This is a genomic window from Streptosporangium sp. NPDC001681, assembly GCF_040298085.1.
Classification (GTDB): domain Bacteria; phylum Actinomycetota; class Actinomycetes; order Streptosporangiales; family Streptosporangiaceae; genus Streptosporangium.
This window is the reverse complement of sequence record NZ_JBEOZN010000038.1, coordinates 1-14,681: the sequence shown is the minus strand read 5'-3', so window position 1 is coordinate 14,681 and position 14,681 is coordinate 1. Positions and strand designations below refer to the sequence as shown.

Below are 14,681 nucleotides of genomic sequence, written 5' to 3'. Positions count from 1 at the left end.
CGTCGACCGTCATGACCTCACAGTAGCAACAGGATTCCACTCTGTGAGGGTGGTTGCGGGTGCCTTATCCCTGGACGGGAGCGACCTCCTCGCGGCGGGCGCGCTCCCTGAGCGCGTGCTCGTCGGTGCGGGCGTCGTAGTCGCGGAACCTCGGCAGCAGCGCGGCCATCGCGGCCACCGCGCCGACGCACAGCAGGCCGCCCGCGCCCAGGGAGAAGCGGGTCCCGCCGAGCTGGGCCATCAGGCCGGCCCTGGCGTTGCCCAGCATCGGGCCGCTGGTGTAGGAGAGCAGCTCGATGCCCGCCAGGCGGCCGCGGAACTCGTCGGGGATGGTCTGGTTCCAGATGGTCGAGCGGAAGACGCCGCTGATCATGTCGGCGGCCCCGGCCACGGCCAGGAAGGCGAAGATGCCCCAGACGCTGGGCATGAGCGCCGCCAGCGCCACCGCCACGCCCCACACGGCCGCCGCGACGATCACGCCGAGGCCGTGGCGGTGCACGTGCCTGGTCCAGCCGGAGGTGACCGAGGCGATCAGCGAGCCGACGGCCGAGGCGGAGAAGAAGAGCCCCAGAGCCTCGGGTACGCCCAGCTCGTCGGCCAGGAACGGGTACAGCGCGGTGGAGAAGGCGAAGATCATCGCGGCGACGTCGACCAGGTAGGTGCCCATCAGGTCGGGGCGGCCCACGGCGTAGCGGACCCCGTCGACCAGTGACCTGATCGAGGCCGCGGGGGCGTTCTCCCGATGCGGCTGGGCCCGCACCATCTGCAGCAGGACCAGGGAGAGCAGGAAGGTCACCACGTTGACGCCGTACGCGACGGCGACGCCGAACCAGGCCGCGATCAGGCCGCTGAGGCCCGGGGCGACGATGGCGCCCAGGTTCCACCGGAAAGCGCTGAGCGCGGCGGCCGCGGTCAGCTGGTCGTGCCTGACCACGCGGGGCAGCAGCGACTCCAGGCTGGGCCGTTGCAGGCTGCCCAGCCCGGCCGAGAGCGCGCCGACCACGTACAGCACCCAGACCTGCGGCTTGGGCAGCAGTGCGTTGACGGTCAGGATCAGGACCGTGAGGCAGAGTCCCACCTCGGTGTAAAGGATGATCTTGCGCCGGTCCAGCGCGTCGGCGATCGCCCCGCCCCAGAGCCCGCACACCACCATCGGGACGAACTCGGCCACGCTGACCAGGCCTACCGCCAGGTAGGAGCCGGTCAGTTCCTTCATCTGCAGCGGGACCGCGACCAGGGTCAGGAAGGTGCCGAACATCGTGACGACGCCGGAGCCGAAGAGCAACCGGAAGTCACGGGAGTCGCGGAGCGGGCTGAGGTCCATCGTCAGGCGACGGAGCAGGGCTCTGATGGACCGGTCAGCGTTTTCTGGCACGAACAGGTAGTTTCGGCGATGACCTGCGCGGAGGGCAACTCATTTTCCGGCAGGTCACCGCCGGGTCGAGCGCGGCGGGCCTTAGGAGCCCAGGACCTCCCTGCGCAGGTGGGTTTTGAGGATCTTGCCGCCGGGGTTGCGGGGAAGTTCCGTGTCACGCACCCAGAACCTGACCGGGACCTTGAAGGGGGCGATCCGCTCGCGCAGGAAGGCCCGCAGCTCCTCGGCGGTCGCCGGGGACGACAGCCGCACCACCGCGCCGACCTCCTCGCCCAGCTCGTCATGGGGGATGCCGATCACCGCGGCGTCGTCGACCGCCGGGTGCTCGAACAGGGCGGCCTCGACCTCGGCGCAGTAGACGTTCTCGCCGCCGCGGATGACCATGTCCTTGGCCCGGTCCACGATGAACACGAACCCCTCGGAGTCCACCCTGGCCAGGTCACCGGTGTGCAGCCAGCCGCCGACGAAGGTCTCGGCGGTGGCCTCGGGACGGTTCCAGTAGCCCAGGATGACGTTCGGCCCGCGCAGACAGAGCTCGCCGACCGCGCCGACCGGCAGCTCGTCGCCGAGCGGATCGGCGATCTTCACCTCGACCACCGCCATCGGCAGGCCGATGCTGTCGGGTTTGGCCAGATAGTCGGTGCCGGCGTTGCTGATGGCGAGCGCGGTGGTCTCGGTCATGCCGTACCCGTTGGAGGGGGCGCGGCTGGGCAGTTGCTCGGTGATGCGCTCCAGCAGTTTCGGCGGGGCGGGGGCACCGCCGTACCCGAGGGCGTTGAGGCTGGAGATGTCGTGCTTGTCCAGGTCGGGGTGGGACAGGAGCTGCCATACGTTGGTGGGCACACCGGTGAGCCCCGTGATCTTCTCGCGCTCGATCAGCTCCAGCGCGCGGCCCGCGTCCCACTTGTACATCAGCACCAGACCGCTCCCGCTGAACATGGTGGTGGTCATCACCGCGAAGCAGCCGGTGACGTGGAAGAGCGGAACGGTGAGCAGGGTGACGCGGCGCTGCCCCGCCGTCTCGCCCGGGTCCACGCCCGCCCTGACCATGCTGCGGTACATGCCGTAGGCGACGGTCATGGGCGACTGCCCGGCGTTGCGATGGCTGCCGAGCGCGCCCTTGGGGCGGCCCGTGGTGCCGGAGGTGTAGAAGATCGTTGCCGGATCCTCGGGGGAGAGGTCGACCGGCGGCAGCGTCACGTCCGCCGCCACCTCGCCCATCACCTCCTCGAACGCGCGGGCGCCCTCGGGTACCTCGCCGCGGGTCACGATCAGTGCCGGGGGCAGGCCGGTGAGCCCGGCCGCCCGCTCGCCGTCGGCGATCAGCACCTTGGCGCCGGAGTCCGACAGGCCGTACTCCAGTTCCTGCGGGGTCCACCAGGCGTTGAGTGGAACGGCTATCGCCCCGATGGCCAGCGCGGCCGAGAAGGCGATCACCCATTCGGGGTAGTTGCGCATGGCGATGGCGACCCGGTCGCCCTTGGCCACGCCGTACTCGTCCACCAGACGCCGTGCGAGCGTGGCCGCCCGCCTGAAGTGCTCCTCGTAGGTGATGTGCTCGTCCTCGTACATCAGGAAGATCTTGTCGCCGTGAAACCGGCTCGTCTCGAGGAGCGCCCGGAAGTCGCGGGGGGCGTGTTTCCAGGTTTTGACGGTCCCGCCGTGGCCGGGGACCTCGTCCATCTCGAAAAGCTGTCCGGGACCGGTGAGCTGGGCCTGGACCTGGTCATGGGTGACAGTCATGCGTTCGCACTCCCGAAGGGTGGAAGGACCGGAGATCGCCACGATACTGACCGGTAGGTATGCGCAACAATGCCGAAACGCAACTGATTGCCTCGTCCCCGCAATGGAGAGCCGAAAAGCATGATTTTTGCGACTTTTCCGCTGCTCTGGGGCATTCCGTAGGCCGGTAACCCCCGCATAACCGGCTTGCATGACAATCCCTGGAGATGCATAATCTCTCTAGCAAGAGCATGAGTGAGTGTGTATGAACATGCAGAGATCAGGGGGGCCGATGAGAGCGGCGATCGCGGGTGCCAGCGGCTACGCCGGAGGTGAGCTCCTGCGCCTGCTGCTGTCCCACCCCGGCATCGAGATCGGCGCGCTGACCGCGGCCTCAAGCGCCGGCACGGCGCTCGGCGCCCACCAGCCACACCTGACCCCGCTGGCCGATTGGATCCTGCTGGAGACCACCCCAGAGACCCTCGGCGGCCACGACCTCGTCTTCCTCGCCCTGCCGCACGGCCAGTCGGCCGCCGTCGCCGAGCAACTCGGTGACGGCACCCTCGTCGTCGACTGCGGCGCCGACTTCCGGCTCACCGACCCCGCCGCCTGGGAGCACTTCTACGGCGGAACCCACGCCGGCACCTGGCCGTACGGGTTGCCCGAGCTGCCGGGCCGGCGCGAGGAGCTGCGCGCGACCTCCAGGATCGCCGTGCCCGGGTGCTACCCGACGGCGGTCACCCTGGCGATGTTCCCCGCCTTCGCCGCCGGCCTCGTCGGGCCCGACGTGGTGGTGGTAGCCGCCAGCGGCACCAGCGGAGCGGGCCGGGCGCCCAAGCCGAACCTCCTGGGCAGCGAGGTGATGGGCTCGGCCAGCGCGTACGGCGTCGGCGGCGTCCACCGGCACACCCCGGAGATGGAACAGAACCTCTCCCCGTTGGCGGGTGAGCCGGTCACCGTCTCCTTCACCCCCGTGCTGGCGCCGATGAGCCGCGGCATCCTCGCCACCTGCAGCGCGCCCGCCAGAGCGGGCCTCACCCCGGCGGTCCTGCGCGAGGCGTACGAGGTCGCCACCAAGGACGAGCCGTTCCTGCGGCTGCTCCCCGAGGGCCAGTGGCCCGCGACCTCGATGACTCTCGGAGCCAACACCGCCGCCCTCCAGGTCGTCCTGGACGAGCGTGCGGGCCGCGTCGTCGCCGTCGTCGCCATCGACAACCTGACCAAGGGAACGGCGGGCGGGGCCATCCAGAGTGCCAACCTCGCCCTCGGCCTGCCGGAAGAGCTAGGCCTTCCTCTCAATGGAGTCGCCCCATGAGCGTGACCGCCCCCCTCGGCTTCCGGGCGGCGGGTGTCGCCGCCGGAATCAAGTCCGGTGCCGCCCGCGACCTGGCACTGATCGTCAACGACGGCCCCTCCCGCGCCGCGGCGGGAGTCTTCACGGCCAACCGGGTGAAGGCCGCACCCGTCCTGTGGTCCGCGCAGGTGCTGTCCGGGGGCCGGGTCCACGCGGTGGTCCTCAACTCCGGCGGTGCCAACGCCTGCACCGGGCCGCTGGGTTTCCAGGACACCCATGCCACCGCGGAGAAGGTCGCCGAGGCGCTGGGAGACTCGGCCGGCGAGATCGCGGTCTGCTCCACCGGTCTGATCGGTGAGCGCCTGCCGATGGAACCGCTGCTGGCGGGGGTCGATCTCGCGGTCTCACAGCTCGCCAGGGACGGCGGGCTGGCCGCCGCCGACGCCATCCGCACCACCGACACCGTCTCGAAGATCTCCTTCAGGAAGGGCGCCGGCGGCTACATGGTCGGCGGCATGGCCAAGGGCGCGGGCATGCTCGCCCCGGGCCTCGCCACCATGCTCTCGGTGATCACCACCGACGCCGACCTGCCCGCCGAGCAGCTCGACGAGGTGCTCCGCAAGGTGACGCGGGTCACCTTCGACCGGCTCGACGCCGACGGTTGCATGTCCACCAACGACACGGTGCTGCTGCTGGCCAGCGGCGCCTCCGGTATCACTCCCGACCTCGCCGAGTTCGAGCAGGTCCTCCTCGCGGTCTGCGCCGACCTCGCCCGCCAGCTGCTGCTGGACGCAGAGGGCGCCTCCAAGGCGATCGCCATCGAGGTCGTCGGCGCCGTCTCCGAGGAGGACGCGGTCACCGTCGGCCGTACCGTCTCCCGGTCGAATCTCCTCAAGTGCGCCATCCACGGAGAGGACCCCAACTGGGGCCGGGTGCTGTCGGCCGTCGGCACCACCGACGCCGTCTTCGAGGCCGACCGGCTCAACGTGGCCATCAACGGCATCTGGATCTGCCGGGGCGGTGCCGCGGGCGACGACCGCTCCAAGGTCGACCTCACCCCGCGCGATGTGACGATCACCATCGACCTGTCGGCGGGCCCGCACTCGGCGACGATCCACACCACCGACCTCACCGCCGAGTACGTCCACGAGAACTCGGCGTACTCCTCATGAGGCGGACCGAGGCCCTGGCGAAGGCCACCACGCTGATCGAGGCGCTGCCCTGGCTCGCCAGCTTCCACGGTGCGACCGTCGTCATCAAGTACGGCGGCAACGCGATGACCGAGGAGCACCTGCGCGAGAAGTTCGCCGCCGATGTCGTCTTCCTGCGCTACGCCGGGCTCAGGCCGGTGATCGTGCACGGGGGAGGCCCGCAGATCAACGCCCACCTCGACCTGCTCGGCATCGAGTCCACCTTCACCGCCGGGCTCAGGGTCACCACCCCCGAGGCCATGCGGGTCGTCAGGATGGTCCTCGTCGGCCAGGTCAACCGCGACGTGGTCGGTCTGATCAACAGGCACGGGCCGTTCGCCATCGGCATGTCCGGCGAGGACGCCCACCTGTTCACCGCCGTGCGCAAGCACGCCGTCGTCGACGGCGCCAGCGTCGACATCGGCCAGGTCGGCGACATCGTCAACGTCGAGGCCGGAGCCGTGCGGGCGCTGCTGGAGGACGGGCGGATCCCGGTGATCTCATCGGTCGCGCGCAGTGAGGACGGCACCGTCTACAACGTCAACGCCGACACCGCCGCCGCCGCGCTCGCCGTGGCGCTCCAGGCGTCCAAGCTGATCGTCCTGACCGATGTCGAGGGCCTGTACCGTGACTGGAGCCCCGACGCCGTTGACAACGAGGTCATCGACGAGCTGTCCGCCACAGAGCTGGAGAAGCTCCTGCCGACCCTGTCCAGCGGCATGATCCCCAAGATGGAGGCGTGCCTGACCGCCGTCCAGGGGGGCGTGCCGCAGGCCCACGTACTCGACGGCAGGGTGCCGCACTCGGTGCTGCTGGAGATCTTCACGGACAAGGGCATAGGAACCATGGTGCTGCCGGACGCCCCCGCGGCGACGGCCACCGCCCAGCTGAAGGGGAACGACACGTGAGCCCGCAGGAAAGTCCCGCCACAGAGGCGCTCAGCACGCGCTTCGAGGCCGCCTTCATGGCCAACTACGGGGTGCCCCCGGTGGCACTGGCCCGAGGCGAGGGCACGAGGGTCTGGGACGTCGACGGCCGCGAGTACCTCGACCTGATCGGCGGCATCGCGGTCAGCTCGCTCGGCCACGCCCACCCGGCGCTGGTGGAGGCCGTCTCCAGGCAGGTCGCCACCCTCGCCCACACCAGCAACCTCTTCCTGCACGAGCCCGAGGTACTGCTCGCCGAGCGCCTGCTCAGCCTGCTCGGCGCCCCCGCCAAGGTGTTCTTCAGCAACTCCGGCACCGAGGCCAACGAGGCCGCGCTGAAGCTCGCCATCAAGTACGGCAAGTCGAACGGCCGCACCTACTTCGTGGCCGCCGAGAACGCCTTCCACGGCCGGACCCTCGGCGCGCTCGCCCTGACCGGCAAACCCTCCATCCGTGATCAGTTCGGGCCCTTCCCGATTGATGTTCGTTTCGTGCCGTACGGTGACGCCGACGCGCTCAAGAGCGCGGTGACCGGCGAGTGCGCCGCGGTCTTCCTCGAACCCACCCAGGGGGAGGCGGGGGTCGTGCCCCCGCCCGAGGGCTACTTCACGGCGGCCAGGGAGATCTGCGACGCCACAGGCGCGCTGCTGGTCGCGGACGAGATCCAGTCGGCGATCGGCCGCACCGGGCACTGGTTCGCCCACCAGCACGAAGGCATCCTGCCCGACGTGCTCACCCTGGCCAAGGGCCTCGGCGGAGGCATGCCGATCGGCGCCTGTGTCGGCTTCGGCGCGGCGGCCACGGTTTTCGCCCAGGGCGACCACGGGTCCACCTTCGGCGGCAACCCCGTCTCGACCGCCGCGGCGCTCGCCGTGCTCGACACGATCGACACCGACGGCCTGCTGGAGCACGTGCGTACCGTCGGGGCCGAACTCGCCGACGGCATCGCCGCGATCGACCACCCGCTGCTCGCCGGTGTCCGGGGCAGGGGCCTGTGGCTGGCCGTTCTGCTGACCGACGACCGCTCCGCCCACTTCCAGACCGCCGCGCGGCGAGCCGGTTTCCTGGTCAACGCCCTCCAGCCCCACGCGGTGCGGCTCGCACCCCCGCTGGTGATCACCTCCGCTCAGGTCGCCGCCTTCGTGGCCGCGCTCCCAGCGATCCTCGACGAGGCCGCCGATGCCCAGTAACCTCTCCGCGCAGGCGCCCGTCAGGCACTTCCTGAAGGACGACGACCTCTCGTCCGCCGAGCAGGCCCAGGTGCTCGACCTGGCCGAGGCCATGAAGAAGGACCGTTACGGCTACCGCCCCTTCGAGGGCCCGCAAACCGTCGCCGTCCTCTTCGACAAGCCGTCCACCCGCACCCGGGTCTCCTTCGCCGTCGGCATCGGCGAGCTCGGCGGCCTTCCCCTGATCGTCGACGCAGGCTCCTCCCAGATGGGCCGGGGTGAGTCGATCGAGGACACCGCCCGGGTCCTGGAGCGTCAGGTGAGCGCCATCGTGTGGCGTACCTCGGGCCAGGACAGGGTCGAGGCCATGGCCTCGGCCTCCTCGGTGCCGGTGGTCAACGCCCTCACCGACGAGTTCCACCCCTGCCAGATCCTCGCGGACCTGCAGACCGTCAAGGAGCACTTCGGCAGGACCGCCGGACTCACCCTGGCCTACTTCGGGGACGGCGCCAACAACATGGCCCACTCCTACCTGCTCGGCGGCGCCGTCGCCGGCATGCACGTGCGGGTCGCCGCCCCCGCCGGATACCTGCCGGACCCGAAGATTCTCCAGCGGGCCGCCAAGGTCGCCGAGGAGACCGGAGGATCGGTCACCGTGCTCACCGACCCGGCCCAGGCCGCCGCGGGCGCGGATGTCCTCGCCACCGACACCTGGGTCTCCATGGGCCAGGACGGCAAGGAGCAGCGGGTCGCCGACCTCATGCCCTACCAGGTCAACGCCGCGCTGGTGGACCGGGCGGCGCCCGGCGCCATCGTCCTGCACTGCCTGCCCGCCTACCGCGAGCTGGAGATCTCCGCCGAGGTCCTCGACGGCCCGCGGAGCCTGGTGTGGGACCAGGCCGAGAACCGGCTGCACGCCCAGAAGGCCCTGCTGTACTGGCTGATCTCGGTGAGCGGTCCGGACACGCCCGGGGACGGGGTGGTCGCGTGACGATCCCGATGACCAAGGTCGCCCGTCAGGCCAGGATCGCCGACCTGCTGCAGCGGCAGCCCGTCAGATCCCAGCCGGAGCTGGCCAAGCTCCTGCTGGAGAGCGGGGTCGAGGTCACCCAGGCCACCCTCTCCCGGGACCTGGACGAGCTCGGCGCGCTCAAGCTGCGCGCCGAGGACGGCTCCCTGGTCTACGCCCTGCCCGGTGAGGGCGGCGGCCGGATAAGGCTGGCCAGGCTCGGCACCGGCGAGTCCCCGGCCGCCCGGCTCAGCCGGCTCGCCGAGGAACTCCTCGTCTCGGCCGAGGCCTCCGCCAACCTGATCATCGTCCGCACGCCACCGGGCGCCGCACAGTTCCTCGCCTCCGCCATCGACCACGCCGACTGGGAGTCCATTCTCGGCACGGTCGCCGGAGACGACACGATCCTCGTCATCAGCCGTGACCCGGCGGGCGGGGCAGCGGTCGCCGAGGGGCTGCTCAGGCACGCCGACCGACGTATTCAGCCCGCTCAGGCGGGCGAGCCCGGCACCATCTGAGACTTGTGACGAACGAATAACTTGGAGAGATCAATTATGACTGACCGGGTCGTACTCGCCTTCTCCGGGGGCCTCGACACCTCCGTAGCCATCCCCTTCCTCGCCGAGAAGACCGGCGCAGAGGTGATCGCGGTCGCCGTCGACGTCGGCCAGGGCGGCGAGGACATGGAGATCATCCGCAAGCGGGCCATTGACTGCGGCGCCGTGGAGTCCGTCGTCGTGGACGCCCGCGAGGAGTTCGCCGCCGACTTCTGCGTGCCCGCCCTGCAGGCCAACGCCCTCTACATGGACCGCTACCCGCTGGTCTCCGCCCTGTCGCGGCCACTGATCGTCAAGCACCTGGCCGCCGCGGCCAAGGAGTTCGGCGGCACCCACGTCTCGCACGGCTGCACCGGCAAGGGCAACGACCAGGTCCGGTTCGAGGCCGGCCTGGCCGCGCTCTTCCCCGAGCTCAAGGTCATCGCCCCGGCCCGCGACTACGCGTGGACCCGGGACAAGGCGATCGCCTACGCCGAGGAGAAGAACCTGCCGATCGAGACCACCAAGAAGAACCCCTACTCGATCGACCAGAACATCTGGGGCAGGGCCGTCGAGACGGGCTTCCTCGAGGACATCTGGAACGGCCCCATCGAGGACGTCTACTCCTACACCGCCGACCCCGCCCAGCCGCGCGAGGCCGACGAGGTCATCATCAGCTTCGTCAAGGGCGTCCCGGTGGCGCTGGACGGGCGGCACCTGACCCCGTTCCAGGTCATCGCCGAGCTGAACCAGCGCGCGGGCGCCCAGGGCGTCGGCCGCCTCGACATGGTCGAGGACCGGCTCGTCGGTATCAAGTCCCGCGAGGTCTACGAGGCGCCGGGCGCCATCGCTCTGATCACCGCGCACATGGAGCTGGAGAACGTCACGGTCGAACGCGACCTGGCCAGGTTCAAGCGGTCGGTGGACCAGCGCTGGGGCGAGCTCGTCTACGACGGCCTCTGGTTCTCCCCCCTCAAGAAGGCCCTGGACGTCTTCATCGCCGAGGCCCAGGAGCACGTCACCGGCGAGATCCGGATGACCCTGCACGGCGGCCGGGCCACGGTCACGGGCCGGCGCTCGGAGGCGTCGCTGTACGACTTCAACCTCGCCACCTACGACACCGGCGACACCTTCGACCAGTCTCTCGCCAAGGGCTTCGTCGAGCTGTGGAGCCTTCCCTCCAAGATTGCCTCCGCCCGGGACGCCCGGTTGGGCTGAGTGGGCTAAGGTCGCGGATTGAATGGGGAGGGAGAACAACGGTGACTGATGGTGGTAAGCCGATGCGGCTGTGGGGCGGCCGGTTCGAAGGAGGTCCGGCCGACGCGCTGACCAGGCTCTCTGTGAGCGTGCACTTCGACTGGCGGCTGGTGCCGTACGATCTGCTGGCCTCGCGCGCGCACGCCCGGGTGCTGCACCGTGCGAACCTGCTGACCGACGACGAGCTGGCACGCATGCTCGGTGCCCTGGACGACCTGGAGCGAGCCTGCAAGGAGGGCGAGTTCCGGCCGACCGTCGCCGACGAGGACGTGCACACCGCGCTGGAGCGCGGCCTGCTGGAACGTCTCGGCACGCTCGGTGGCAAGCTCAGAGCAGGTCGAAGCCGCAACGACCAGGTTGCCACCGATCTGCGGCTCTACCTCCGCGATCACGTCAGGCACATCGTGTCCCGGCTGGTGGAGCTGGAGACCGCGCTGATGAGCCAGGCCGAGGAGCACGCCGAGACGGCGGCCCCCGGCATGACCCACCTGCAGCACGCCCAGCCGGTCTCATTCGGCCACCAGCTTCTGGCGCACGTGCACGCCTTCGCCCGTGACATCGAGCGGCTGCGCGACTGGGACCGGCGCGCGGCCGTCTCCCCGCTCGGCTCCGGGGCGCTGGCCGGGTCCTCCCTGCCGCTCGACCCGCAGGCCGTGGCCAGGGAACTGGGCTTCGACTCCGCCGCGCCCAACTCGATGGACGCGGTCGCCGACCGCGACTTCGCCGCCGAGTTCCTGTTCGACGCGGCGATGATCGGTGTGCACCTGTCCCGGCTGGGCGAGGAGATCGTCCTGTGGGCCTCGCAGGAGTTCCGCTGGATCGAGATGGACGACGCCTACTCCACCGGCTCGTCGATCATGCCGCAGAAGAAGAACCCCGACGTGGCCGAGCTCGCCCGGGGCAAGAGCGGCCGCCTCATCGGCAACCTGATGTCGCTGCTGACGACGCTCAAGGGCCTGCCGCTGACCTACAACCGGGACCTGCAGGAGGACAAGGAGCCGGTGTTCGACTCCGTCGACAGCCTGCTGCTCGTCCTTCCGGCCATGGCCGGGCTCGTCGCGACCATGCGTGTCAACACCGCCAAGCTGGAGGCCTCGGCCCCGGACGGGTTCGCGCTGGCCACCGACCTGGCCGAGCTGCTGGTCCGCAGGGGCGTCGCCTTCCGCGAGGCCCATGAGGCGGTCGGGCACCTGGTCGTCTGGTGCCAGGTCAACGACAAGGACTTCGGCGAACTCACCGACGACGAACTGGCCAAGGTCTCGCCGCACTTCACGCCTGACTCCCGTGAGGTCCTCTCGGTGCCGGGCGCGCTGGCCGCCCGCAAGGCGCACGGCGGTACGGCGCCGGACCGGGTCCGCGACCAGCTCGTCGCGCTCCGCGAGATCGTCGACGCCCAGGCGGCCTGGGCGATCGGGAACTGATGTCCGCTGAAGAGCACGGCGGGCACTCGCTCGCCGCGCCCGCGCCGCTGGCGCGCGACTTCTTCGACCGGCCCGCCCACGAGATCGCTCCGGATCTGCTGGGACGAGTACTCGTGCACGGGCCGGTCGCGCTGCGTCTCACCGAGGTCGAGGCGTACGGCCTGCCGGGTGAGGATCCCGCGTCGCATACCTACCGGGGCCGGACGCCGCGCAACGCGGTGATGTTCGGCCCACCGGGCCACCTGTACGTCTACTTCACATACGGCATGCATTTCTGCGCCAACCTCACCTGCCTTCCAGAGGGGACGGGGTCCGGAATACTGCTCAGGGCCGGAGAGGTGATCTCCGGTATCGGGACCGCCATGGCCCGCCGGAGAGCGGACAGCGCCCGTGCCGTCCGGGAAGTCGATCTGGCCAGAGGACCGGCTCGTCTGGCCGTGGCGCTCGGTTTCACCCTGGAGCACAACGGACTCGATGTCTGCGCCCCGGGATCGCTCTCCGTGATCGAGGGTGAACCCGTCGTGCCCGCGTCCGTCCGGTCGGGGCCGCGCACCGGGGTCTCGTCGGGGAAGGAGACGCCCTGGCGTTTCTGGATCGACGGCGACCCCACCGTCTCGCCCCATCGCCCACACGTGCCGCGCCGCCGGTAGGCCACCCGTGCGCTCCTCCCCGCTGGTCGACTCGAGCTCGAGGAGGGTTTCGAGTGGCGCGGCGGTGCCGCGATCGGGCAGGGTGTACGAGAGCGCTAAATGTCCCTTCGAGCATTGGAAAGCAAGGATCGTGACCGACATTCTGGATGACCTCGCCTGGCGCGGCCTGATCGCGCAGTCCACCGACATCGACACCCTGCGCGGGGCGATGGCCGAGGGTCCGATCACGGTCTATTGCGGCTTCGACCCGACCGCGCCCTCGCTGCACGTCGGCAACCTGGTCCCGTTGCTGACCCTCACCCGCCTGCAGCGGGCGGGTCACCGGGTCGTCGGCCTGGTGGGCGGCGCGACCGGCCTGATCGGCGACCCCAGCGGTCGGAGCACCGAGCGCTCGCTGAACTCGTCCGAGGTCGTGGCCGAATGGGTGGCGCGGATCCGTGTCCAGCTGGAGAAGTTCCTCGACTTCTCGGAGGAGACGGGCGGGATCCTGGTCAGCAACCTCGACTGGACCGAGGGCATGTCAGCGATCGACTTCCTGCGTGACGTCGGCAAGCACTTCCCGGTCAACCGGATGCTCGCCCGCGAGTCGGTCTCCGCCAGGCTGGGGGGAGAGGGGCTCAGCTACACCGAGTTCAGCTACCAGATCCTGCAGGCCAACGACTACCTGGAGCTGAACCGGCGCTACGGCTGCACGCTCCAGATCGGCGGCAGCGACCAGTGGGGCAACATCACCGCGGGAACCGACCTCATCCGCCGGGTGACCGGCAACCATGTGCACGCCCTCACCGTGCCTTTGATCACCAAGGCGGACGGGACCAAGTTCGGCAAGACCGCCGGCGGTGCGGTCTGGCTCAACCCTGAGATGACCTCGCCGTACGCCTTCTACCAGTTCTGGCTGAACTCGGATGACAGGGACGTGGTGAAGTTCCTCAAGATCTACAGCTTCAGGTCCCGTGAGGAGATCGAGGAACTGGAGAAGGCCGCCGCCGCGCGGCCCGCCGCGCGCGAGGCCCAGCGAGCACTCGCGGAGGAGTTCACCACGCTGCTGCACGGTGCCGACGAGTGCGCCGCGGTGATCGCCGCCTCGGCGGCCCTGTTCGGTCAGGGGTCCCTGGAGGAGTTGCCCGCGCGCACGCTCGGGGAGGCTCTCGCCGAGGTGCCGCGTGCCGAGGTTCCCGCGCTGGGAGCGTCCTTTGTCGACCTGCTCGCCGAGAGTGGCCTGGTCAAGTCGAAGTCCGAGGCGCGTCGCACCGTCAAGGAGGGCGGCGCTTACCTCAACAACACCAAGGTCACCGACGAGGCGTACGTGCCGTCGGCCGATGATCTGCTCCATGGACGCTTCCTGGTGCTCCGCCGTGGCAAGCGTTCGGTCGGTGGCGTCGAGATCGTCGAGGCCTGACCCCGCCCGTGCTGCCGACCTGCTCTTCTGCCAGGTAAAGGCGATGATTACGAGGGATGGACGCCCCGGCTTCGGCTGGGGCGTTCGCCGTCTCACCGCGTAACATTCCGGTAGCAAACGCGCCTGGTTTCCTTAAGCAACCCCTCTGACCTGCGGTTTTACCAAGCGTGGCTGATTTGACGATGTTCCGGGAGGGGCATAATCTTTTCAATGCCCCGGGAGCGAGCCGGACGCCTGAGCTGGCGGACGGGCCCCAGGGACACTCCACTGAACGAACTTGAGAGTTCGGACTCCGCGTAGATCACCGGAAAACCGGTTGCTTCGCTGTGGCCTGGATGACACGGTAGGTTCAGCGGGTTGCTCCGGAAGCGGAGCGAAGAAAACCCTAGTGAGCATGCAGGGTTTGTGACAAATGGCTGAGAGTCGGCAATTTGACACAGTCTTGACAAGCGGTAAGATTTAAGTAAGAGGCAGAGCGCCCCTGGCTCTCCGATCAAGTGCTGGTCGGGACGACGGTGTACGCGTCCGTTTCTTGAGAACTCAACAGTGTGTTAAAAGCCAGTGCATGAAGCACAACCCTGTCCAACCTGCCCTTTCATCGGGGTGGGGGACGGATTCCTTTGGTTGAACATCCATCGGTGAGATGGGTGCTTTCAGCCGGGAGCAACTGTTCAGACATTGTTTGGAGAGTTTGATCCTGGCTCAGGACGAACGCTGGCGGCGTGCTTAACAC

General features: G+C 69.4%; 12 protein-coding genes. 10 read left to right on the top strand and 2 right to left on the bottom strand.

Annotation, left to right across the window (positions count from 1 at the left end):
* Nucleotides 1–64: 64 nt before the first annotated feature.
* Together ABT130_RS18980 and ABT130_RS18975 are read right to left on the bottom strand one after the other, a co-directional pair.
* Nucleotides 65–1,375 carry an MFS transporter gene (locus ABT130_RS18980; RefSeq protein ID WP_350956945.1) on the bottom strand — a complete coding sequence of 437 codons (1,311 nt, stop codon included), beginning with the start codon at nt 1,373–1,375 and terminating at the stop codon, nt 65–67.
* An 81-nt stretch (nt 1,376–1,456) separates the two neighbouring features.
* Nucleotides 1,457–3,118: a class I adenylate-forming enzyme family protein gene (locus ABT130_RS18975; RefSeq protein WP_350956943.1), complete on the bottom strand. Its 1,662-nt coding sequence runs from the start codon at nt 3,116–3,118 to the stop codon at nt 1,457–1,459.
* A 271-nt stretch (nt 3,119–3,389) separates the two neighbouring features.
* Here ABT130_RS18975 and argC point away from each other — a divergent pair, with 271 nt between their 5' ends.
* The 10 genes from argC (at nt 3,390) to tyrS (ending at nt 13,948) form a co-directional block, all read left to right on the top strand.
* Nucleotides 3,390–4,412 (top strand): N-acetyl-gamma-glutamyl-phosphate reductase, encoded by a 1,023-nt coding sequence (gene argC / locus ABT130_RS18970; RefSeq protein ID WP_350956941.1) that lies wholly within the window; start codon nt 3,390–3,392, stop codon nt 4,410–4,412.
* Complete coding sequence (argJ, locus tag ABT130_RS18965) at nt 4,409–5,563, top strand: bifunctional glutamate N-acetyltransferase/amino-acid acetyltransferase ArgJ (RefSeq protein WP_350927335.1); 1,155 nt, start codon at nt 4,409–4,411, stop codon at nt 5,561–5,563. Before argC ends, argJ begins: the two co-directional genes overlap by 4 nt.
* Complete coding sequence (gene argB, locus ABT130_RS18960; RefSeq protein ID WP_350927339.1) at nt 5,560–6,489, top strand: acetylglutamate kinase; 930 nt, start codon at nt 5,560–5,562, stop codon at nt 6,487–6,489. The genes argJ and argB overlap by 4 nt, the downstream gene beginning before the upstream one ends.
* A 56-nt stretch (nt 6,490–6,545) precedes the next feature.
* Nucleotides 6,546–7,697 (top strand): acetylornithine transaminase, encoded by a 1,152-nt coding sequence (locus ABT130_RS18955; protein ID WP_350956989.1) that lies wholly within the window; start codon nt 6,546–6,548, stop codon nt 7,695–7,697.
* Entirely contained in the window at nt 7,687–8,667 is a 981-nt protein-coding gene (gene argF, locus ABT130_RS18950; protein WP_350956939.1) for an ornithine carbamoyltransferase, read from the top strand. The genes ABT130_RS18955 and argF overlap by 11 nt, the downstream gene beginning before the upstream one ends.
* Nucleotides 8,668–8,675: 8 nt before the next feature.
* Nucleotides 8,676–9,203, top strand: coding sequence for an arginine repressor (locus ABT130_RS18945; RefSeq protein ID WP_350927361.1), 528 nt, complete (start codon nt 8,676–8,678; stop codon nt 9,201–9,203).
* A gap of 36 nt (nt 9,204–9,239) precedes the next feature.
* Nucleotides 9,240–10,439 carry an argininosuccinate synthase gene (locus tag ABT130_RS18940; protein ID WP_350956937.1) on the top strand — a complete coding sequence of 400 codons (1,200 nt, stop codon included), beginning with the start codon at nt 9,240–9,242 and terminating at the stop codon, nt 10,437–10,439.
* A gap of 41 nt (nt 10,440–10,480) precedes the next feature.
* Nucleotides 10,481–11,899: an argininosuccinate lyase gene (gene argH, locus ABT130_RS18935; RefSeq protein WP_350927345.1), complete on the top strand. Its 1,419-nt coding sequence runs from the start codon at nt 10,481–10,483 to the stop codon at nt 11,897–11,899.
* Nucleotides 11,899–12,549, top strand: coding sequence for a DNA-3-methyladenine glycosylase (locus ABT130_RS18930; RefSeq protein ID WP_350956935.1), 651 nt, complete (start codon nt 11,899–11,901; stop codon nt 12,547–12,549). The genes argH and ABT130_RS18930 overlap by 1 nt, the downstream gene beginning before the upstream one ends.
* 130 nt (nt 12,550–12,679) lie before the next feature.
* Complete coding sequence (gene tyrS, locus ABT130_RS18925) at nt 12,680–13,948, top strand: tyrosine--tRNA ligase (protein WP_350956933.1); 1,269 nt, start codon at nt 12,680–12,682, stop codon at nt 13,946–13,948.
* Nucleotides 13,949–14,681 lie beyond the last annotated feature (733 nt).

Excerpts from the sequence above, each read along its gene's own strand:
- ABT130_RS18975 (WP_350956943.1), bottom strand. The coding sequence starts at position 3,118 with ATGACTGTCACCCATGACCAGGTCCAGGCCCAGCTCACCGGTCCCGGA.
- ABT130_RS18940 (WP_350956937.1), top strand. The coding sequence starts at position 9,240 with ATGACTGACCGGGTCGTACTCGCCTTCTCCGGGGGCCTCGACACCTCC.
- argB (WP_350927339.1), top strand. The coding sequence starts at position 5,560 with ATGAGGCGGACCGAGGCCCTGGCGAAGGCCACCACGCTGATCGAGGCG.
- ABT130_RS18945 (WP_350927361.1), top strand. The coding sequence starts at position 8,676 with ATGACCAAGGTCGCCCGTCAGGCCAGGATCGCCGACCTGCTGCAGCGG.
- ABT130_RS18955 (WP_350956989.1), top strand. The coding sequence starts at position 6,546 with ATGGCCAACTACGGGGTGCCCCCGGTGGCACTGGCCCGAGGCGAGGGC.
- argC (WP_350956941.1), top strand. The coding sequence starts at position 3,390 with ATGAGAGCGGCGATCGCGGGTGCCAGCGGCTACGCCGGAGGTGAGCTC.
- argJ (WP_350927335.1), top strand. The coding sequence starts at position 4,409 with ATGAGCGTGACCGCCCCCCTCGGCTTCCGGGCGGCGGGTGTCGCCGCC.
- ABT130_RS18930 (WP_350956935.1), top strand. The coding sequence starts at position 11,899 with ATGTCCGCTGAAGAGCACGGCGGGCACTCGCTCGCCGCGCCCGCGCCG.
- argF (WP_350956939.1), top strand. The coding sequence starts at position 7,687 with ATGCCCAGTAACCTCTCCGCGCAGGCGCCCGTCAGGCACTTCCTGAAG.